15 protein-coding genes are annotated in these 22,577 nt (G+C 56.1%); 12 read left to right on the top strand and 3 right to left on the bottom strand.

Annotated elements, in window-relative coordinates; translation table 11 throughout:
• Nucleotide 1 precedes the first annotated feature (1 nt).
• On the top strand, nt 2–1,657 hold the full coding sequence (gene aceF, locus A9179_RS02545; RefSeq protein WP_187804296.1) for a dihydrolipoyllysine-residue acetyltransferase: 1,656 nt from the start codon (nt 2–4) through the stop codon (nt 1,655–1,657).
• Between the two features lie 196 nt (nt 1,658–1,853).
• On the top strand, nt 1,854–2,090 hold the full coding sequence (locus tag A9179_RS02540) for a hypothetical protein (RefSeq protein WP_187804295.1): 237 nt from the start codon (nt 1,854–1,856) through the stop codon (nt 2,088–2,090).
• Here the strand turns inward: A9179_RS02540 and A9179_RS02535 are convergent.
• Nucleotides 2,056–2,586 carry a hypothetical protein gene (locus A9179_RS02535; RefSeq protein ID WP_187804294.1) on the bottom strand — a complete coding sequence of 177 codons (531 nt, stop codon included), beginning with the start codon at nt 2,584–2,586 and terminating at the stop codon, nt 2,056–2,058. The genes A9179_RS02540 and A9179_RS02535 overlap by 35 nt on opposite strands.
• An 81-nt stretch (nt 2,587–2,667) precedes the next feature.
• Here A9179_RS02535 and A9179_RS02530 point away from each other — a divergent pair, with 81 nt between their 5' ends.
• The 8 genes from A9179_RS02530 to A9179_RS02495 all read left to right on the top strand — a co-directional run bounded on the left by A9179_RS02530 (nt 2,668) and on the right by A9179_RS02495 (nt 15,840).
• A complete protein-coding gene (locus A9179_RS02530) occupies nt 2,668–5,367 on the top strand; it encodes a putative bifunctional diguanylate cyclase/phosphodiesterase (RefSeq protein ID WP_187804293.1) in 2,700 nt (899 codons plus the stop codon).
• A 132-nt stretch (nt 5,368–5,499) separates the two neighbouring features.
• Nucleotides 5,500–6,147, top strand: a complete 648-nt coding sequence (gene msrA / locus A9179_RS02525) for a peptide-methionine (S)-S-oxide reductase MsrA (RefSeq protein WP_187804292.1) — start codon at nt 5,500–5,502, stop codon at nt 6,145–6,147.
• 391 nt (nt 6,148–6,538) lie between these two features.
• Nucleotides 6,539–8,044 (top strand): DUF6531 domain-containing protein, encoded by a 1,506-nt coding sequence (locus tag A9179_RS02520; RefSeq protein WP_316851810.1) that lies wholly within the window; start codon nt 6,539–6,541, stop codon nt 8,042–8,044.
• A gap of 62 nt (nt 8,045–8,106) precedes the next feature.
• Nucleotides 8,107–9,642: a DUF6531 domain-containing protein gene (locus A9179_RS02515; RefSeq protein WP_187804290.1), complete on the top strand. Its 1,536-nt coding sequence runs from the start codon at nt 8,107–8,109 to the stop codon at nt 9,640–9,642.
• Nucleotides 9,643–10,044: 402 nt separating this feature from the next.
• On the top strand, nt 10,045–11,220 hold the full coding sequence (locus tag A9179_RS02510; protein ID WP_262410510.1) for a DUF6531 domain-containing protein: 1,176 nt from the start codon (nt 10,045–10,047) through the stop codon (nt 11,218–11,220).
• A gap of 21 nt (nt 11,221–11,241) precedes the next feature.
• Nucleotides 11,242–12,885, top strand: coding sequence for a DUF6531 domain-containing protein (locus tag A9179_RS02505; protein WP_187804288.1), 1,644 nt, complete (start codon nt 11,242–11,244; stop codon nt 12,883–12,885).
• A 19-nt stretch (nt 12,886–12,904) separates the two neighbouring features.
• Nucleotides 12,905–15,604 (top strand): RHS repeat protein, encoded by a 2,700-nt coding sequence (locus A9179_RS02500; protein ID WP_187804287.1) that lies wholly within the window; start codon nt 12,905–12,907, stop codon nt 15,602–15,604.
• Nucleotides 15,601–15,840: a hypothetical protein gene (locus A9179_RS02495; protein ID WP_187804286.1), complete on the top strand. Its 240-nt coding sequence runs from the start codon at nt 15,601–15,603 to the stop codon at nt 15,838–15,840. Before A9179_RS02500 ends, A9179_RS02495 begins: the two co-directional genes overlap by 4 nt.
• Before the next feature lie 315 nt (nt 15,841–16,155).
• Here A9179_RS02495 and A9179_RS02490 read toward each other — a convergent pair whose 3' ends face one another.
• Nucleotides 16,156–17,088, bottom strand: coding sequence for a HEPN domain-containing protein (locus A9179_RS02490; RefSeq protein WP_187804285.1), 933 nt, complete (start codon nt 17,086–17,088; stop codon nt 16,156–16,158).
• Between the two features lie 272 nt (nt 17,089–17,360).
• On the opposite strand from A9179_RS02490, the gene A9179_RS02485 reads away from it, so the two are divergent.
• A complete protein-coding gene (locus A9179_RS02485; RefSeq protein WP_187804284.1) occupies nt 17,361–20,645 on the top strand; it encodes a P-loop NTPase fold protein in 3,285 nt (1,094 codons plus the stop codon).
• A gap of 447 nt (nt 20,646–21,092) precedes the next feature.
• Here the strand turns inward: A9179_RS02485 and A9179_RS02480 are convergent, their stop codons facing one another.
• Entirely contained in the window at nt 21,093–21,935 is an 843-nt protein-coding gene (locus A9179_RS02480) for a hypothetical protein (RefSeq protein WP_187804283.1), read from the bottom strand.
• A 204-nt stretch (nt 21,936–22,139) separates the two neighbouring features.
• On the opposite strand from A9179_RS02480, the gene A9179_RS02475 reads away from it, so the two are divergent.
• Nucleotides 22,140–22,442, top strand: a complete 303-nt coding sequence (locus A9179_RS02475; RefSeq protein ID WP_187804282.1) for a hypothetical protein — start codon at nt 22,140–22,142, stop codon at nt 22,440–22,442.
• Nucleotides 22,443–22,577 lie beyond the last annotated feature (135 nt).

Genomic DNA, 22,577 nt, shown 5'->3' with positions numbered 1-22,577 from the left:
GATGAGTGAATTGATTCGCGTGCCCGACATCGGCAGCGGCGAAGGTGAAGTGATCGAGCTGCTGGTCAAGGTCGGCGATCGCATCGAAGCCGAGCAGAGCCTGCTGACCCTGGAGTCGGACAAGGCCAGCATGGAAATCCCCGCGCCCAAGGCCGGGGTGATCAAGAGCCTGAAGGTCAAGCTGGGCGACACCCTGAAGACCGGCGACGAGCTGCTGGAGCTGGAGGTCGAGGGCGCCGCCGCCCCGGCACCGGCTGCCGCAGCAGCGGTGGAAACACCGAAAGCTGCCGAGCCGGCCCCCGCACCTGCTGCCGCTCCCGCAGCGGCTCCGGCCGCCGCCAGCGTGCAGGACGTGCACGTGCCGGACATCGGCACCAGCAGCAAGGTCAAGGTCATCGAAGTACTGGTCAAGGCCGGTGACTCGATCTCCGCCGATCAGTCGCTGATCACCCTGGAGTCGGACAAGGCCAGCATGGAAATCCCCTCGCCGGCTGCCGGCGTGGTGGAGGAAGTGCTGGTCAAGCTGGACGCCGAAGTCGGCACCGGCGACCTGATTCTCAAGCTCAAGGTCGCAGGCGCTGCCCCCGCTGCGGCGCCTGCGCCGGCCGCTGCATCGGCCCCTGCCGCTGCCGCCGTACACAGCACACCACCGGGCGCCGCACCGGCGGTGGCCGCCGAGGTTGGCGCCATCGCCACCCTGTCCGCGGCAGCAGCCGCCGTGACCGCGCCGGTGCGCGACGGCAGCAAGGTGCACGCCGGCCCCGCCGTGCGCATGACCGCCCGCGAGTTTGGTGTTGATCTCGCCGCCGTACCCGGCAGCGGGCCGAAGGGCCGCATCCTCAAGGAAGACGTGCAGAACTACGTCAAGGCCATGCTGCAGAAGGCCAAGAACGCTCCGGCGGCCGGCGCCGCCGGTGGCATGGGCATCCCGCCGATCCCGGAAGTGGACTTCAGCAAGTTCGGCCCGGTGGAAGAAGTGGCGATGACCCGCCTGATGCAGGTCGGCGCCGCCAACCTGCACCGCAGCTGGCTCAACGTGCCGCATGTGACCCAGTTCGACAGCGCCGACATCACCGAGCTGGAAGCCTTCCGCGTAGCGCAGAAGGCCGTGGCGGAGAAGGCCGGGGTCAAGCTCACCGTGCTGCCGCTGCTGCTCAAGGCCTGCGCCCACCTGCTCAAGGAGCTGCCGGACTTCAACAGTTCGCTGGCGCCGAGCGGCAAGGCGCTGATCCGCAAGAAGTACGTGCACATCGGCTTCGCCGTGGACACCCCGGATGGCCTGCTGGTGCCGGTGATCCGCGACGTCGACCAGAAGAGCCTGCTGCAGCTGGCCGGCGAAGCCGCCGAACTGGCGGAGAAGGCGCGCACCAAGAAACTCTCGGCGGACGCCATGCAGGGTGCCTGCTTCACCATCTCCAGCCTCGGCCACATTGGCGGCACCGGCTTCACGCCGATCGTCAACGCGCCGGAAGTGGCGATCCTCGGGGTGAGCAAGGCGACCATGCAACCGGTGTGGGACGGTAAGGCCTTCCAGCCGCGGCTGATGCTGCCGCTGTCGCTGTCCTACGACCACCGGGTGATCAACGGTGCCGCTGCCGCACGCTTCACCAAGCGCCTGGGCGACGTGCTGGAAGATATCCGCACCCTGCTGCTGTAACCGACCATGCTGTGCTTTGGAGGCTCGACGCCTCTCCCCTCAGCCCCGCCTCTGGCGGGGCTTTTTTTCGCCACTGGTCTATCGTATCGACCCAGTAAAGGCAAAGTGCCATCCCGATACCAAGCAGACACAACCCGGAGCCCGACGCCTGCTAGGGTGTCGCCAGCCCCGCGCTAAGCCGGCAGGAGAAACGGCAATGGAAATCCGAATTGTGGCGATAGCCGGCAGTCCGCCGACCTGGCGGGTCTACCTCAACCAGTATTTCATCGTCTGCCACAGCGAAGCCGAAGCCCATGAAACCGCCCAGCGCGCCGCAGCCAGCCAGCCCGGCCGCCTGCGTCAGCAACCGCCGCCAGCGCGGCCGGACGAGCCGGCCACGGCACAACCGCGCGACGAACTCAGCTCTTCTGCAGATTACGAATCAGAAAACTGATGGCCTTGGCCAGATCCGCCGCGCCCTGATGGTCGCGCAGCACGGTGATCCACGGGCTGCCGTCGGCCGGGTTCTGCAGGGTGCAGACGATGCCGCTGGGCGGGCAGTCGTAACGGATGTAGGGATCCAGACCGAACACCGACAGCTTGTGATTGCGCACCGCCAGCGTATTGCCCTGCTGCGCCCGCGACTCCTCGCGCACCAGCAGCTCGCCCGGGGCGACCACGCTGAGCTGGTAGCGCAGATCGCTGCGCTGAGCCTGGCCGACCTGGTAGGCGGCGGTCAGGGCGTAGGTGTCGAGCAGCGCGTTGCTGTGCGCCAGCAGTGCCTTGCGCTCGTCCTTGGTCAGATACAGGCGCTTGAGCTCGGCCAGATAACGGGCCTGCTCCTCTCCGCTGAGTTGGGCCTCTGCCGCCACGGCCGGCACCGGCGCGGCACCTCCCAGAGCAGCCACCAGCAACAACCCACTCAGTCTTCTTGTCAGTCCCAGCCGCATGATGCACCCTTGCCGAACTTTGATTGATGTTATGGGCGGTTACCCGCCCGCCCCAGCAGCATACTGGAAGCCCACCGCTCGATGAAAAGCCATCCCGATGCCGCCAGCCGTACGGCGGCCGAGGTTGTGACGCAGTTGCCAGTGCCCTCGCGGCTCGGGATGCTGCGCTTCGAGCGTTTGAGCGAACCCAGCTGGGCCCTGCTCTACCTCGACCCCGCCTGCGAGCGCCAGCTCGGCGTGGCCGCCAGCGACCTCTGCGCCCTGATCGACTCGCCCTTCGCCAGCCTGATGGAACCGGAGGCGCGCTACAAGCTGCACGACGAAGTGCTCGCCCAGCTCGCCCTCGCCCCCCACTACAGCGTGCGTTACCGCCTGCACTCGCCGCGCGGCACGCTGCTGTTGCTGGAAGTCGGCGAACCCTACCAGCTGCACGGGCGCGACCTGCTGCGCGGCTACCTGATGGTGGTCGCCGACCTCGAGAACGACCCGGCCAGCCAGCGCCAGCAGGAGCTGGAAGCACAGAACAACAAGCTGCAGACCTCCCTGGAGCTGTACCAGCGCGCCCAGGAAGAGCACCTGCAGCACCTGATCCGCTCGCGCGCCCAGCAGAGCCTGATCGTGCGCCTGGCGCGCCACCGCTACAGCGCCAGCGACCCGCTCAAGGAAGCCGCCGAGCTGATCACCCAGGCCGCCTGCGAAACCTACGACGTGGCCCGCGCCAGCATCTGGCGGCTGGACGACGAGCGCCTGCTGCCGGTGGCCCTGTACCGCCGCGACATCGACCGCCACGAGCTGCCGGCACCGATCGACGCCTGCCAGTTCCCGCGTTACCTGGAAGCCCTGCATGGCGGCCGGGCGATCGACGCCCACGACGCGCACAAGGATCCGCGCACCCGCGAGCTGACCAAGGGCTACCTCAAGCCGCAGGGCATCAGCGCCCTGCTCGACGCCAGCATCCGCGTCGGCGGCGAAGTGGTCGCCGTGCTCTGCCTGGAGCATGTCGGCGCCCAACGCGTGTGGCAGACCGACGAGATCGCCTTCGCCGGCGAGCTGGCCGACCAGTACGCCCAGGTCATCAGCAACCAGCAACGGCGTGATGCCACCAGCGCCCTGCACCTGTTCCAGCGTGCCGTCGAGCAGAGCGCCAACGCCTTCCTGCTGATCGACCGCGACGGCCGGGTGGAATACGTCAACCCGAGCTTCACCTCGATCACCCAATACAGCGCCGAGGAAGTCTGCGGCCGCCGCCTCGGCCAGCTGCCGGCGATGGAAAACCTCAGCGACCTGCTGTTCGACGCCAAGTCCGGGCTCAACGAGCGCAACAGCTGGCAGGGCGAATTCCGCAGCCGGCGCAAGAACTTCGAGCCCTACTGGGGCCAGCTGTCGATCTCCAAGGTGCACAACGATCATGGCGAGCTGACCCACTACATCGGCATCTACGAAGACATCACCCAGAGCAAGCTGGCCCAGCAGCGCATCGAGCGCCTGGCCTACAACGACAACCTCACCGGCCTGGGCAACCGCCCGTACTTCATCCGCAGCCTCGAAGAGCGCTTCGCCCGCAGCAACGGCAAAGGCTTCAGCCTGCTGCTGGTGGACATCGACAACTTCAAGCGGATCAACGACAGCCTCGGCCACCAGACCGGCGACAAGCTGCTGATGAGCCTGGCCCGACGCCTGCGCAACAGCCTCAGCCGCAATACCTGCCTGGCCCGCTTCGCCAGCAACGAATTCGCCGTGCTGCTCGACGGCGCCAGCGAAAGCCGCGGCCTGGAACAGGCCCAGCAGTTGCTGCAGACCCTGGACAAGCCGCTGTTCGTCGACAACCAGCTGATCAGCGTCACCGGCTCGGTCGGCCTGGCCTGCGCCCCGGAGCACGGCGCCGACCCGCACACCCTGATGAAGCACGCCGGCCTGGCCCTGCACAAGGCCAAGGCCAACGGCAAGAACCAGGTGCAGGTATTCACCGAAGCGCTCAACGCCGAGGCCCACTACAAGCTGTTCGTCGAGAACAACCTGCGCCGCGCCCTGACCCAGAACGAGCTGGAGGTCTACTACCAGCCCAAGCTGTGCCTGAAGACCGGCCAGCTCACCGGCCTCGAAGCCCTGTTGCGCTGGCACCACCCGGACAAGGGCATGATCAGCCCGGATCAGTTCATCAGCGTGGCCGAAGAAACCGGCCTGATCATTCCCATCGGCAAGTGGGTGGTGCGTCAGGCCTGCCGCGCCAGCCAGGAGCTGGCGGCGCTGGGCATGGGCGAAGTGCAGGTGGCGATCAACCTGTCGGCCAAGCAGTTCACCGACCCGGATCTGGTCGGCTCGATCGCCAGCATCCTCGACGAGGAACAGATCGCCCCGCACCTGCTGGAGCTGGAACTCACCGAAAGCCTGCTGCTCGAGGGCAGCGACGACACTCGCCAGCAGGTGGCACGGCTCAAGGCCCTGGGCCTGACCCTGGCGATGGACGACTTCGGTACCGGCTACTCGTCGCTGAGCTACCTGAAGAAGTTCCCGATCGACGTGATCAAGATCGACCGCAGCTTCATCAAGGACATCCCCGAGAACCAGGACGACATGGAGATCACCTCGGCGGTGATCGCCATGGCCCACAACCTCAAGCTCAAGGTGGTCGCCGAAGGCATCGAGACCGCCGCCCAGCTGCTGTTCCTGCGCAAGCAGCGCTGCGATGTAGGCCAGGGCTACCTGTTCGACCGGCCAATTCCCGGCAGCCAGCTGATCGAAGGCCTGCGCCGCTACCCCTGCCGCACACCCGGCAACTGAGTTACCCCTATCCCGACCGGCGGCAAGCTGGCGCTGTAATCCCCGAGACCAATCCTGGTCTACCTGTCAGCTTCACTCACCGCACCAGCGGAGTAAGCTAGGCCCACGCTCACTATTCCCGAGGAACGGATCATGGTTCTGCGCTCGCAAATTCTCGCCCACAAACTCGAACTGCCCAGCGCCGAACAGGCCCTGCCCGGGCGCAGCGAAGCCATGCCGGTGCCCGCCAGCCATTACGTCAATGGCAATCCACTCAAGCCACCCTTCCCCGCCGGCCTGCAGCAGGCGGTATTCGCCATGGGCTGTTTCTGGGGCGTCGAGCGGCGCTTCTGGCAGCAGCCAGGGGTATGGACAACCGCGGTAGGCTACGCCGGCGGCCATACGCCCAACCCGACCTACGAGGAAGTCTGCTCCGGCCTGACCGGGCATACCGAAGTGGTGCTGGTGGTGTTCGACCCGCAGCAGACCAACTACGAGGCCCTGCTCAAGGTGTTCTGGGAAGCGCACAACCCGACCCTGGGCATGCGCCAGGGCAATGACATCGGCACCCAGTACCGCTCGGCCATCTACTGCAGCGACGACGCCCAGCTGCAGGCCGCCGAAGTCAGCCAGGCGCTGTTCCAGGGCCAGCTGGACAAGGCCGGCTTCGGCCCCATCACCACCGAACTGGGCATGGCGCCGCCCTTCTACTACGCCGAGGCCTACCACCAGCAGTACCTGGCCAAGAACCCCGGCGGCTACTGCGGCCTGGGCGGCACCGGGGTGTGCCTGCCGGGGTAAGTGCTACGCCCCTCACCTGCGCCGGAGCGATGCCCTCTGGCTGCCCCCTGTGCAGGAGACACTCTGGCGAGAGAGTACCAAGTTGTTTTAACGTGACACGACTCAGCGACTATCACTGCAGATGGACTTGCACCTTATATGAAACGCTCTCCGCCCCAAAATATTACGCTTCGAGCCACTCCTGCCTACCGCCGATATTAAATATTTGATACACACCAACTTCGGCAGCCAACTCACGACTGGCACAATAGCTTCACCGGCGCTAGCACGCTGCACTTAATATATAAATGACAGAGAAATTACTTGACTGTGGCTGCAACCGCCCCAACGACTCGCAGAAAGCAGACAAAACCAAACGACAGAACAACCTGCAGACTCTCATTAATCACGGATGACACACATGAAGTCAAGAATAAATATAAACTTCCTCAACTCCACACTCACCCTAAGCTTATTAGCATATAGCAACTTCGGCTGGGGAGAGCCTTATTACTGGTACTCCGTCGTAGACATAAATAGTAAATTTATTTCTGCGCAAGTAGCTTGCGAGGCCGCAGTAACGCACTTCCCAGGAAGACACCTAATAAGCACAGAGTATCGCGCAGACACATCCTTTTACTGCCATATATTCCGCCCAAGTGATGGTTACTTATTTCACATAACCGCAACACGAAAGGGTGACACGTGCCAAACAACAACAAACTACAACCGCTTTACGGGCCAATGCGGCAATGACGAGCAAAAAGGCCCACCACAATCCTGCAACGTAGAAAAACTCCCGACTACCAATATTTCGTTTGTTGGCAACCCCATAAATTTTTCTATTGGCAACAAATTCCAGTCAGAGTCCGACTACCAAGCTAGCAGCAGCTCATCACTAGGTTTCACACGCAGCTATAACAGCCTCGATGGCATTTGGCGCCACAGCTTCTCGTCCTACCTCCGTTTTGCCGGTACTCAGTACGTATCGGTAGTCATGCACAACGGCCGCGAGTCTTTTTTTACTGTTAGCGGCACGACAGTCACCCCAACTTCCTCCGATCTTGGCGTACTTAGCAAGAGCGGCACCGGTTGGCTGTACACCTCAACGGCTAACGAGCGCTTCACCTTCGACTCTGCTGGCAAGCTGATCCAATGGAGCGATGCCCATGGAGCAGTGCAGCAATTCACCTACTCGGGCAACCAAGTCACGGTTACCGACAATCTCGGTAATAACCTGTCCTTCACCGAAGACAACAGTCACCAGCCGCTGAGCCTAAGTGCTCCTGGTGTACAGATCACCTATGGCTATAACACCAATAAGCGCCTGACCTCGATAACCCGCACCGCTGGCGGGCAAACCACTCAGCGCCAGTTCCATTACGAAGACAGCCGCAATAACTCCTGGCTCACCGGCATCACCGACGAGCGCGGTGTGCGCTATGCAACCTGGACATATGACGATCAGGGGCGTGCCACTTCCAGCGAGCACGCGAATGGCGCCGAGCATGTAGGTGTGACCTACAACAGCGACGGCACAGTGTCGGTAACCAACGAGCTGGGTAAGGTGGCGAAGTACAGCTTCCAGTACATCAAGGGCGTGCGTCGTATCACCGCGATCCAGGGCGAGCCTTCACCGAACTGCCCCAACAGCAACTCCAGCTTCACCTACGACACCAATGGCTTGCTCAAGACCAAGACCGACAACAAGGGCCACCTGACCACCTACACCTATAACGCTCGTGGCCTAGAAATCTCGCGCACCGAGGCCTCCGGCACACCACAGGCCCGCATCATCACCACCGAATGGCACCCGACGCTGTTCTTGCCACAGACGGTAACCGAGACAGGCAAGGTGACCCGTTACCAGTACGACACCCAGGGACGGCAGCTCAGCCATCTCATACAAGACCGCTGACATGGCTTCGAAAAGCACAGCGAAAATCGTGCATTGCCCCCTGGTCAACCAAGGAAGGTTTTATGGAAAGAGCGCTTAACTTACTTGTATTGCTAACAGCAATAGTCGCCACCACAAAATCAGTTGCAAGCGAATACTACTGGACGGTCAGCAGCACGCTTTCTTACTCAAAAGCCATACAGGGAAATTCATACCAAAATTTTATCGACGGCTGCCGAGAAGCCGGCGAAGCCGCACTAAGAGACTACCCTAAACTAGTATCATTTAGCAAAACAGGAATAGTAGGTTCAACTGGCACGGACTATGGCTGCTGGTTCCAATCCACCGGAAATGACAGACTCTACAAAAGTTACGCAGGCCTACAGCGCAAGGGAACCTCATGCCTCATACTAAGCGAATATAACCCGACCACTGGCGGATGCGACAACAATGAACAGAAAGGCCCTCCTACACACTCATGCAGCATAGGCAGTTATCCGGCTAGCAATATTTCTTTTATTGGAAATCCTATTAACTTTGCCATCGGCAATAAATTTCAGACAGATAGCGATTACAAACTTTCCAATAACCTCTCGTTGAATTTCTCTCGTAGCTACAACAGCCTCGATGGCCTGTGGCGCCACAGCTTCTCAACCTATCTGCGCTTCGCTGGAACTCAATATGTGTCCGTGGTCATGCACCACGGCCGCGAGTCTTTTTTCACTGTTAGCGGCACGACCGTCACCCCAACTTCCTCCGACCTTGGCGTACTCAGCAAGAGCGGTACCGGCTGGCTGTACACCTCAACGGCTAACGAGCGCTTCACCTTCGACTCTGCCGGCAAGCTGATCCAGTGGAGCGATGCCCACGGTGCCGTGCAGCAGCTCACCTACTCCGGCAGCCAGGTCACGGTTACCGACAACCTCGGCAACAGCCTGTCCTTCACCGAAGACAGCAATCACCAGCCACTGAGCCTGACGGCTCCGGGTGTACAGATCACCTATGACTACAACACCAACAAACGCCTGACCTCAGTAACTCGCGTTGCTGGCGGGCAAACCACCCAGCGCCAGTTCCATTACAAAGACAGCCGCAACAACTCCTGGCTCACCGGCATCACCGACGAGCGTGGTGTGCGCTATGCGACCTGGACATATGACGATCAGGGGCGTGCTACCTCAAGCGAACACGCGGATGGCGCCGAGCATGTGGGCGTTGCCTACAACAGTGACGGCACGGTGTCGGTAACCAACGAGTTGGGCAAGGTGGCGAAGTACAGCTTCCAGTACATCAAGGGCGTGCGCCGCATCACCGCGATCCAGGGCGAGCCTTCGCCGAACTGCCCCAACAGCAACTCCAGCTTCACCTACGACACCAATGGCCTGCTGAAGGCCAAGACCGACAACAAGGGCTATCTCACCACGTACAGCTACAACAGCCGTGGCCTGGAGATCTCCCGCACCGAGGCTTCCGGCACGCCACAGGCCCGCACCATCACCACTGAATGGCACCCGACTCTGTTTCTACCGTTGACCGTGACCGAACCGGAAATAACTACCACCTTCCAATATGACAACAAAGGACAACAGCTGAGAAGCTCTATAAAAAATAGAATGTAGAGTGGTTTCAAGGCTACAAACCAATTCCAAGCGACTTAAAACCCTATGACCTCCATCATAAATGCACCGACACTCACATTGTTATCTGACAAGAAAATCGCAATTTTTCTATTTCTGGCGGTGACCGTAACATCCCCTACTTCCTCAGCTGAAGAGTATTACTGGACTTGGTCTTCACCATCCGACCCCGCCCCAGCAAAATTTCTTACACCGGAAAGTGCATGCACAGCTTATGCAGATTTTAGAAAACCAACTAATGGCCTTGTGACGCAAGCCCAAATAACAAAAATTAGACCCCCCCAAATTGCAGACTGCAAGTACACGACAAAACGAGCCAGCGGAAGCATATACGAAAGCTTGACTTATAGCTTAGGAAGAAGAGGGAATGAGTGCTTAAACGACTTGCAAAACAACCCCACAGCTGGAATTTGCAGTAAAGATGAACAAAAAGGAACACCACAAACTTGCCCTAGCACAGCTGCCGGAAACCCTATAAATTTTGCTATTGGCAATAAGTTCCAGACTGATACCGACTATTCAGGCAGCGATAACTCATCACTGAGCTTCACTCGCAGCTACAACAGCCTCGATGGCATTTGGCGCCACAGCTTCTCGACCTACCTCCGTTTTGCCGGTACTCAGTACGTATCGGTAGTCATGCACAACGGCCGCGAATCTTTCTTCACTGTTAGCGGCACGACAGTCACTCCCACGTCCGCCGACTTGGGTGTACTCAGCAAGAGCGGCACCGGCTGGCTGTACACCTCAACGGCTAACGAGCGCTTCACCTTCGATTCCGCCGGTAAGCTGAGCCAGTGGAGCGATGCCCACGGTGCCGTGCAGCAACTCACCTACTCCGGCAGCCAGGTCACGGTTACCGACAATATCGGCAACAGCCTGTCCTTCACCGAAGACAGCAGTCACCAGCCGCTGAGCCTAAGTGCTCCGGGTGTACAGATCACCTATGGCTACAACACCAATAAGCGCCTCACCTCAGTGACTCGCACAGCTGGCGGCCAAACCACCCAGCGCCAGTTTCACTACGAAGACAGCCGCAACAACTCCTGGCTCACCGACATCACCGACGAGCGCGGCGTGCGTTATGCGACCTGGACGTATGACGATCAGGGGCGTGCCACCTCCAGCGAGCATGCGGATGGCGCCGAGCATGTGGGGGTTGCCTACAACAGTGACGGCACGGTGTCGGTAACCAACGAGCTGGGCAAGGTGGCGAAGTACAGCTTCCAGTACATCAAAGGCGTGCGCCGCATCACCTCGATCCAGGGCGAGCCTTCGCCGAACTGCCCCAACAGCAACTCCAGCTTCACCTACGACAGCAACGGCCTGCTCAAGACCAAGACCGATAACAAGGGCTACCTAACTACCTACACCTATAACAGCCGAGGCTTGGAGATATCCCGCACCGAAGCCTCCGGCACGCCCCAGGCTCGCACTATCACCACCGAATGGCACCCTACGCTGTTCTTGCCACAGACGGTAACCGAGCCCAACCGTATCATCCGTTACCAATACGATAACCAAGGACGGCAACTCAGCCGAACTGTAGAAGAACGATAATCATGGAGCCCTCGTAGCAAGATGCTAAAAATAAAACTCGCGCCCCACTTCACACCACTAGTCAATAAAATATTTTCAAACACACCAAAATTAAATTGGAAAATTTATGCATCTCTCAGCCTTCTATTAGCGACCTCACCGGCACGTGCTGGCTCACCAATCACTTGGAAGGAAGACATTACAACTAAACCCTATGCCGACCCCTGGATTGGCTGCAATGAAATACTAGACAAAAGAGAAACCGACTCCATAAAAGGTAACACGTCAGTAAAATATATAAACAGAACAGGGAAATATGGCTACTCCACAAACAAAAATAAATACGGACAGATTGCTGGTTATTTTTACAGCTGCGGGGCATCATCAATTAGATCATGGGTTCCCAGTGACTACACCAATCCGGTCGTTTTTGACTCTTTGAATGTTCTCTGGCGCTCTGGCGACACCTGTACAAATGATGTTAACCCGAATCTGGTAACAGGGGCTTGTAGTCCTGATGAACAGAAAGGCCCACCACAACAGTCATGCAGTGCTGGAGCGCCACCAACAGAGAACATATCTATTGCGGGCAACCCGATTAACTTCGCTATCGGCAACAAATTCCAAACTGAAGCCGATTATTCAGCCAGCGGAAATTCAGTGCTGAATTTTGCACGCAGCTACAACAGCCTCGATGGCCTGTGGCGTCACAACTTTTCGACTTACCTGCGTTTTGCCGGCACTCAGTATGTGTCGGTGGTAATGGCCCACGGCCGCGAGTCGTTTTTCACCGTCAGCGGCACGACGGTCACCCCAACCTCTGCCGATCTTGGCGTGCTGAGCAAAACCGGTACGACAGGCTGGCAATACATTTCGACGGCCAATGAGCGTTTCACTTTCAATACCGCCGGCAAGCTCACCCAATGGAGCGATGCCCACGGCGCAGTGCAGCAGTTCACCTACTCTGGCAGCCAGGTCACGGTCACCGACAACCTTGGCAACAGCCTGTCTTTTACCGAAGATGCCGATCATCAGCCGCTGACCCTAACCGCGCCCGGCGTGCAGATCACCTACACCTACAACGCCAGCAAACGCCTGACCTCGTTAACTCGTGTCGCTGGCGGGCAAACTACCCAGCGCCAGTTCCACTATGAAGTCGCGGGCAAACCTGACCTGCTCACCGGCATCACTGATGAGCGCGGCGTGCGCTATGCGACCTGGGCGTATGACGATCAGGGACGCGCCACTTCCAGTGAGCACGCGGATGGCGCCGAACATGTCAGTGTGACCTACAACAGCGACGGCACGGTGTCGGTGACCAACGAACTGGGCAAGGTGGCGAAGTACAGCTTCCAGTACATCAAGGGTGTGCGCCGCATCACCTCGATCCAGGGCGAGCCTTCGCCGAACTGCCCCAACAGCAACTCCAGCTTCACCTACGACAGCAACGGCTTGCTCAAGACCAAGACCGACAACAAGGGTTACTTGACCACCTACACCTACAACAGCCGCGGCCTGGAGATATCCCGTACCGAGGCCTCCGGCACGCCCCAGGCTCGCACCATCACCACCGAATGGCACCCGACGCTGTTCTTGCCACAGACGGTAACCGAGCCAGGCAAGGTGACCCATTACCAGTACGACACCCAGGGACGGCAACTGAGCCGCACTGTTAACTCACTTTAATGACAGAAGGAACTGACCGATGAAGACCTTGCACCGAGCAAGCCTGCTTGCTCTGGCCTTGGCCTCTGCCCTGGGGCTGCCCGCAGCCCAGGCCGCCGAACGCAGCTGGAGTTACACCTACAACAGCCTGGGCCTGGTGGAAACCGCCGACGGCCCGCGCACCGACGTCGCCGATGTCACCACCTACGCCTACGATGCCCAGGGCCACCTGACCCAGGTCACCAATGCCCTGGGGCACATCACCCAGCTGTCCAACTTCGATGTGTTCGGCAACCCGCAAACGGTGATCGACCCCAACGGCGTAGTCACCAGCCTGACCTATGCCCCGCAGGGTTGGCTGACGTCGGTAAGCACTGCTGGCAGCACCACCAGTTTCGAACACGATGCCATCGGCCAGATCACCAAGGTCACCCGTGGCGATGGCAGCTGGCTGGAGTACACCTGGAACGGCGCTCGTCGCCTGACCCGGATCACCAACAACCTGGGTGAAGCGGTCGAGTACGACTACGACACCATGGGCAACCGCACCGCCCAGCGCTTGAAGGATGCCTCCAGCAACCTCACCCAGCAGCAGAGCTGGGTGTATGACGAGCTGGGCCGCCTGCTGCGCAGTGTCGGCGCCGCCGGCCAGGCCAGCCAGTATGGCTACGACCTCAACAACAATCCCACGCGCAGCACCACGCCCAAGCAGGACAGCACCGTCAGCAGCTACGACGCGCTGAACCGTCTGGTGTCGAGCACCGATCCGCTCAATGGCGTTACAGCGCTCGGCTATGACGCCCAGGACAACCTGACCCAGGTGCAAGACCCGCGCGGCGTTACCACCCAGTACCACTACGATGGCCTGGGCAACCTGACCCAACTGCTCAGCCCGGACAGCGGCACCACCACCTACACCCACGACGCGGCCGGCAACGTGCTGAGCAAGACCGACGCCCGTGGCGTGGTCACCACCTACAGCTACGATGCCCTGAACCGCCTGACCGGTCGCCAGTACCCGGCCACTCCGGCGCTCAACGTGCAGTACCACTACGACATGACCGCCGAAGGCAACAAGGGCATCGGCCGTCTGACCGCCGTGCAGGATGCCAGCGGCGTACTGGGCTATCGCTACGATGAGCGCGGCAACCTGGTCGAGCAGATCCGCTCGGTAGTGGTGGTGAACAATGACACCTACGACAGCCTGGAGTACGGCTACGACAACAGTAACCAGCTGAGCAGCATCGCCTACCCCGCCGGTTTCACCGTGCAATACCAGCGCAACGCTGCCGGCCAGGTCGGCGAAGTCGACATCGTCATGGGCTCCCAGCCCCCTGCGGCCCTGGCCTACAACATCAGCTACCTGCCCTTCGGCCCGCTCAAGACCCTGACCTGGGCCAACGGCATCAGCCTGGCGCGCAGCTATGACCAGGACTACCGCCTGAGCCAGCAGAACGTCGGCGTGTGGCAGGCCAGCTATGGCTATGATGCCAACAGCAATATCCAGAGCCTGCAGAGCAACCTGTTCGGCGACCTGGCCTACAGCTACGACAAGCTCGACCGACTGACTGCCGAAGAGCACGCCACCCAGCGTCAGGAATACAGCTACGACGCCGTCGGCAACCGCACCAGCAAGACCGTCACGCCCATCGTCGATGGCCAGGCGCAGACCAGTACCGTCACCACCCAGAGCTATGCCAGCACCAGCAACCGCCTGACCCAGGTCGATAACCAGCCAGTGACCAGCGATGCCGCAGGCAACCTGACCCAGGATCGCGCCAACCGCGCCCTGGAGTACGACGCCCAGGGCCGGCTAAGCAAAGTTACGCTGGGCAGCACACTGGTTGCCGAGTACCGCTACAACGCCCTCGGCCAACGCACCCACAAGATCACCGAGACCGCGACCACCACCTTCCTCTACGGCCCGGATGGTCAGCTGCTCGGCGAGAACCGTTACAGCAGCCAGGGCCTCAAGCTCAGCAGCCAGTACTACCTGTGGCTCGACAGCATGCCGCTCGGCGGCATCACCCTGAACTTCGACGCGGCCGGCGCCATCAGCTCCAGCACCGTCTTCTACCTGCACAGCGACCACCTCAACACCCCGCGCCTGGCTACCAACCAGGCCGGCCAGGAAGTCTGGCGCTGGAAGTCCGATGCATTCGGCTACGGCGTTGCAACCAATGCCGTCGGCAGCGGTTTGAACTCCATCAACCTGCGTTTCCCAGGGCAGTACTACGACAGTGAAAGTGGCCTGCACTACAACTACTTCCGCGATTACGACCCGCAGACCGGGCGCTATGTGGAGAGTGATCCGATTGGGCTCAATGGCGGGCTGAACACCTATGCCTACGTCATGGGCAATCCGCTTGGCTACAGCGATAGAAGTGGCTTGGCAGGAGAGACTGCGCTGGCGGCGTGGGGTACTTGGGTCGCTACAGACACCGCAATACCTGAGCCTTCAGATTTCGCCTGGCCCAAATGGGCTGTCTATGGGGTTGGAGGGGCTGCCCTTGGTGGCCTGGTATGGGCAACCTCAGACGACGATGCCGAAGAGTGTCCAGACAAAGAGAAAGTCTGCGAAGAAAGGCTAGAAATAGACCTAGCAACCTGCGCTGCCCTTGGCAAAAGGGATGGGGCCTCTGCATACAAAATATGTGAAGGACAAGCAATGGCTAGATATGCTCGCTGCTTGCGAGGCAGCGATGTGAACCCGCCACTTCCACCATGGGGAACAAAATGAGCAAGAAAGCAGTTCTTGTGAGGCTAATAGAAGAAGACCCTGGAACATTGAGAGTCTGCCTCGACGACCTTAATCAGCAGGGTGGGAAAACTTGGAGCCAAGACGCTCTATATACATTCAAAGACTATGATAAAGCTCAATTTGAAAGCCTGGTGTTTGATGAGAAAGAACTTGCTGATTTTGGCTACAGCATAATAGCCAGGCTCTACGCTTTTCATACTCACAGCAAAAAATAAAACTACTCCTGCTGCGGCCTATTAATAGGCCGCAGTGCTCCACTGTGCACCAATCAGTTTCTCCAGCAGGCCGTTCACACTTTATCGGTTCAAGGTATCAGGTTGTACCGGCACGGTGTTCAAGTTGATGCAGTCCCTACATATGTGGGGGCCGGTAGATTTATTACGGTCTGCTGGCCGAAGCTGACACCTTGAGCCGAAAAAACCTGAACACTCTACTGCTAGCGCAGCACCTTACTGCTTTTAACCCACTTATGAGCAAGACAGCCATGTAGCCCCGTATATCTCATAGGTGGAGGCTCAAGATGATAATGATTAAGAAACACCAAAAACCATCTCAACCAAGTAGTTTGAAACCTTCTCTTTTGAATGAGAGTTAAAAATATCAAATAGATGCTGGTTCTTGAATATCTTCATAAGGCACCCCCGGGCAATATCGTCGCAATGCAAAGAAATATCCCTCAGGTTTGAGATTGAGCTGTCCAGCATATCGCCATGAACCGTCTTTGACCTGACCGCATAAGCCTTCTTAGTCATCCTGTACATTTCCAGACGCTTATTAGGGCAGTCATGCAAGAAAAAGGATATTCTTTGTGATAGCTGATGAGAAAGCTCCGCAGTGTCAGTGCTAAAAAGCGCCTCAAAGAAACTACAATAATTGGCAATTTTGAACCCAAGATCCCTATTATTCCTAGCATTCTGCAAATGATACAAGGCAACATTCAATCGCCCCGTTGACTTCCTTATAGATGTTTGCCTTGGAATATTGCTTTCCTTAAAGCTGTCTATCTGCACGACCCGAGATTTTATCACCCCAACAAATTCGTCCGCAGTTATGCGTGTATTGATATCCTCTCCAGTAGCAGATGAGTTGAATACAGGAAGGCAGTTGCTAGATGTCGAAGGCATATTCTTAGCCAAAGCGAACGCTTGCTGACAGTTGATACTATTATCTTTCCACAACCACAGCTCACCTAGGAGGCTCTGGACCTCTCGAAGAAAATCGACCAGCATGTCAGACACATGATGCGGGCCAGGCACATCTCTCTCGACATAAACTACGGGGCGCCCAGATAGTAAGTGGTTATGCTCTAGCTCTCCCATGCAGCTAGCATGATAAGCCTCAATAAGCGCAGACACTCTCTCCGTGTCATTGGTTAGGCTGAGGCTGTTGTCAAATCCAACCTTGCATTCAATTTTCTGAGGAATGCTCAAGTAATCCAGCGCAGTAATGAATGTGAACTTCATAAATGTCTCTTGCTCGTGGCTTCTAGAAAATAAGTCGTTATGTGTTGGCATGCACGGGTTATATGAGTTTCAATATTTGCACCCGAATTTAATCCCTTAGCACTAGGTTGATTGTTTTATGGTGTCTAGTCGCCGGAATGGCTCCCTAGCAAGCGCTTAGGACAGCCGCATCACGAAGCTTTAAACCTTAAGAAACAAGGATTTTTCCAGTCTGCTCCCTTGCCATTAATGGTGCTACCATATAGCCATCATCACCTCGAAAAGGAATTCTGATGAAGCCCTTGAGCTTTCACAGCGAGCAGCCCTCATCTAGAGACTTGTTCCCCGGTTCTAGCCATGAACGCGTTGCTGAAGCCATTTTCAGACATATTCTCCGCGACACTCAAACCCGGATCATTGGTCTGGACGGTGAATTCGGCTCGGGCAAGAGCTCTATTCTCAAAATGCTCGAGACTCGAATCAGTAACCTGAATAATCACTACAAGTTATGGACGTTCGACTGCGAGCAGAACTATCAAGGATCTATAAAAAGTAACTTCATCGAACTGTTTACAGACGAAGTAATCTCAAATTTGCGCGAGAAAAAGCAAGATGTAAAAATCTCGGGCGTAGAGAAAACGCGCGATATTGCACTTGGTCGCCACCTCACCTACTCAAAGGAGACTAGTAGCAAAGTAAGCCCTTGGGCTATTGCGCTTCTAACTTCACTTTTTGTTGCTTCTACATTCCTAAAGGAACTTCTTTCCATTGCACGCCAAGCAACCACCACTGAATGGTGGTGGTACTTGGGTTTCGGCTTGGGCGTCGCCTCTCCAGCAATAATTTTCTTTCTCGCTTGGATTTTTAATAGAAAAAAGAAATTGGGCCGAAAGAAGTGGAGCTTGCTAAGCCTCTTCAAAGGAACATCGGACGATTATATTAGCGAAACAGTTGAGGTTAGCAAAGACGTCAGCCCCTTGGATTTGAAGAAGGCGCTTCTTGCTCACCTAGATACTGTTTCCGACACAGCTTATGTGGTTGTTTTGGATAACCTAGATAGATTGCCAAAGGACTCGTTGCGAACAGTTTGGAGCGATCTAGAGATATTTACATCCCCGCCGGCCAATAAAAACTTTCATGTCATTGTTCCTTTCTGTTCCTCCAAGGTCGCCAAATACCTTGATGCTAGCGATAGTGCAAGCTACGACTCAAAAGACTTCATAGCCAAGAAGTTTCCTGTTGTCTTCCGGGCGCCACCTATAATTACCTCCGGATGGAGGGATGCATTTAAGAGCCTCTGGAAGGAAAGTTTCGGTGATGACTTTTCAAGTGAAGCCGACCACTGCGGTACGCTATTGCAGCGGCATAGCCCTATGGAAAATAGGCTAGTAACTCCCAGGCTTCAGAAGCGGTTCTTAAATGATATTGCAACCACGGCACTTGTTACAGAAGGCAGCCCCAATCCTCTTTGTATCGCAGCCTATATTCTATTGTGCAAATATAACTCGATACCAATTGAGGCGGTGCTTAACCAGTCACTTTCTGACGATAAAGACAGCACTCAAGATCAACTTCATCTAGACAAAACCAGGAGCTTCCTGACTAGTAAATTTGGTAGCGAGATGGAGTCCGGCTGGCCGATACAGTTCCTTCAAATCCACTTCCAAACATCATCAGATATTGCTGTAGCTGAGTTGCTGGATGCTCCTCTCACAACAGCGATAGAGAATATAGATACTGAGAAACTCGGTCGTATAAGCACAATGTTTGGGTTTCTCGATGGGTTCAGGAGGGTGATCGAGAAAGGCATATCTAGGACTCTACTGATGAGAGCAATCAGTGAGTCGCGCCAAAAGCTCCAACCCCCTCTTTTTTCTCAAATTATTTCAGAGCTAAACTCTAAGCTAATAAATGACTCAGAACTGCTTGGCGTGCCCTTCAGCAGTGAATATATAGAAGCCATCAAGACTCTTACTAGTGTGGGCCTAGACAAATCACTATTTGCTCCAAATATTACGTCTCTACGCAGCTCGTTCACTAAGTCCCTTGGAGTGCCATATGTAAAGCTGAACGATGAGGAGTTAGTTCTAGAGGAGTATGACGCTTACCTTCACGTCCTTGATGAGGAGCCACCAAGTGCATCCCTAGATAGTGCGGAAGTTCTTTACCACCTGGTTCTGCCGGCCAATTGGCTGCAGAAAATTGAGCCGGATAAGCTTAAATTAACCTCGACCGGTATTGAATCTGCCATTCGACAAATCTGCGCCAATGATCATGTGGACTTCGGTTTAACTCCTCTTAATGAGGATGAATGGGAGCCGGCATTAAACCATGCGTTTAAAAGCAGTCTGCTGACTGCAACAAAAAGAACTTATGGACTGAACGACGAAGAGTTCAGCTCCGTGAACAACATCATCTCAAGCACTCCTGCTGAACCCCGGTTATGGGTAGCGCTGGCACTTACTCAAAACCTGAGCGGCGACTATAAATCCTTCTTCTCCTCATATACCCAAGCGAAGGATAGCCATATTAGAATGGCAATGGCTATCGTATGCTTGCGTCTAAAGGACTACAGCACCTTAGGGTCAATTCAAGGTGTTGAAGACTTCCATATGTCCGATTTCTTCGTTGCTCTCGTCAAGGCTGCTATCAGTTTTGAGCAGCTATGTTTGGCTCTCAGGAACGAAGACTGTGCCCACATCATTGCACCACTTCTTGCAAAAATCATTGCAGAAGACTCCGTCTACTTCATGCCTACCACTTATCTATATAGTGATTTTTCACGTATCTGTCGCAAAGTCGAGGCATACGATTTAACAGAGAGTGACGTTTGCGATTGGATAGATAAGCGATGGTCTGAATTTAAATTGGCACCTGAGCTTGAGTCCACAGATAGCAATCTTGTGGCGCATATGCTATCGAGGCAGTCTGGAACAGTGTCCAAGCTCAAGCAAACTTTCCTAAGTTATTTTTCAGCTGATACAGCCAAGGAGTACTGGGTTAAGTTTTTTGACCAAAAATCAGTCAATGCCTTGCAGGTGCTACGGTATATGGCTGAGAAGAACATGCTAATCAAAAGCAAAAGCGAAGCTAGAGGTGCGATACTCGATAAACTGCAATCTATAGCTGGGCTTGAACCATATGTGCGACCCGATGAAGAGCTTAGTGGAAAAATCACAGCAGTTCTCAACTGCCTGGATCGTGATGCACAGCTAGTCATGGGAACGAACATTCGCACTCTTGTCTTAGACAGCGGAACAAGCCTAGCGGCAGCTACCTATGCAATAGAGGTTGTGGGGCATCTAATTCCAGATGCGCAACCCGCAGATGTTGCGGAGGCTGGTCGCTTGCTGCAAATACTTGAATTTATTAATGACCACCCAGATAGCTCCATTGCTGCGGCTACATTCTTCGACGCTCGGGCGGAAGAATTGACCCGCTTTAATTACAGCAAAGGAATGAAAGAGGTTCTAGGGTCAATTACCGCAAAAATGAAAGATCGGCTTCCCAATTTATATGGAATTCTTTCTGAAAAGCGAGGATTCAAAGGATTGATTAGAAAGCTTCTAAAGGGCTGAAACCACTACTCTGGCTACTTGATAGCCTCTCGGCAGTGAGTGTCCAAGGGGCATCTCTGCTCCTTTAGTGCGTCACTGTCTATTCAGAGTTGGTTATGACTCTGGGCTATTTGGCAGAAAGCGGAGGGGGCCAAGCCTACGGCGCCCCTGGCTAGGGCCCCTTTTACGCATCGCCTCTCTGAGGCGCTCAGCGGCTTCCTCCAAGACTGCGGGGTCTGCCGATCGGATAGCATTCATCAGCTCCTCGCGCCGGCGAGCCTTGCCCTCAACGATCTCTTCAAAACTGCTATCTGACTGGCGATATCTGCTCATTTGGGCTGCGTCGTGGGCTATGTCGTAGCTAGAGAGTATCACGCAGCGGCCGGGCAGGGACTCTGTCCAGCTCGCAGCGGGTTTCTTTTGGAGCTGCAGTTAGCACCTAGCCTTGGATAGCAAGGCCCACTACATTTAATGTGACTTAGCTCTAGAGTTGCCACCTATCTCCAAGTTTCTGGCGCCGCCGAGAATGCTGCTATATGGATCATCTCGGCGAGGCTCCATTGATGAGATCTGCTCAATAACACCGAGTGTATAGTCAAGATTTTCCAGGCCATTTTCGAGCATAAACTCGAATCCCAAACCATTAGCATCCTTGTGAAAATCATCAAAAAATACCTGGCAAGTCTGTTGAAATATCCGCACAACAACTGCTTGAAATTCATCCAGATGACTTATTTCTATAAAGAAATTGAGGAGCAATTTCCTCAGGCGCTGAGATATGGCGTAGTTTCCTTGCATTTCCTGCGCCCTAATTAACACCAGCAGCGCGGCCAACTCGTCGAGCCCTCGCCTATCTATCGCACGCAGAAAGTTGGAGCCATCGCTTACCCGAAGATTTCTTATTGAGAACCTCTTGAATATGACTTCCTGAATCGTTTCATCGTACTTAATAATGTACTTATTAAGGTCAGGGCTCAGCATTTGAGCAAGCGTAACCAAAACACTCCCTGTTGCGATCGGCCCTGAAATTAACTCCCATACAGGGTGAGTTAAAATTCTGGCAGTCCCCGGCAATGCACGATTTACATCGGCGACAAAGTCTGGATTTTTTATGTGGGAACCACTCCAGTATCTAAACAGATCGCTGCGATATTTTGAGAAACACCCCACCTCCGGGAGTTGCATTAACCCATCAAGAGCCGCAGGAATTTGAGCTACTCGTTTTGCTTCGAGGCGCCAAAGAAGTACGCCAACATAGTATTTGCTACGTATTGATCTCACAGCCTCTGGCAATATCGGAAAATATTCCATAGAGAGCGACGCGATAGGAATTTAACACTGCGTGGAGTGAACCAGGGTTATAACTGGCAAAGCCCTCTATCCATGCAGAAAGGTAGTCCCAGTATTTTCGAATTCTGAGACTTTCTCCGATAAGGCGACGAAATGCAGCTATCTAGGGCGTGGAATAGACTTCACGAGGTCACGCTTTAATACGCACGACTTGGAACCGCCACGATGGACGAAGCAGAAAAAGCCCTGCTGGTTGATGAGCTTGCCAAAAGCCTTGAGAGCGATTTGCTGGGCCGCTACGGCCCTGTAATGAGCGGGGATGAGCTGCTGCGTGCTTTGGGCTACACGTCGAAAGAGGCTTTCCGGCAGTCGCGGATGCGAAACACCGTCGCAGTACCTCTGTTTAACCTGGAGCACCGGCGTGGAAAGCACGCGTTGGTGAAGGACGTTGCGCGCTATCTGGCCGAGCAGCGCTTCAGTGCCGCGCTGGGCGTTTCACCCAATCGTGAGCAAGGAGGTGATCCCTGATGAGCTAACTACCGTGCGCGTAACCAACGCAGTGAGGCGCGGATAAGAAAAAGCCCCCGGGACGGCTATCCCAGAGGCCTTTTGTGGCAGTCGATATGAAGCCCGACTGTCTTCAGTCTTATCCCCGAAGCCCAA

Source organism: Pseudomonas alcaligenes (assembly GCF_014490745.1).
GTDB lineage: Bacteria > Pseudomonadota > Gammaproteobacteria > Pseudomonadales > Pseudomonadaceae > Aquipseudomonas > Aquipseudomonas alcaligenes_C.
This window is presented reverse-complemented; position numbering and strand designations above follow the sequence as displayed.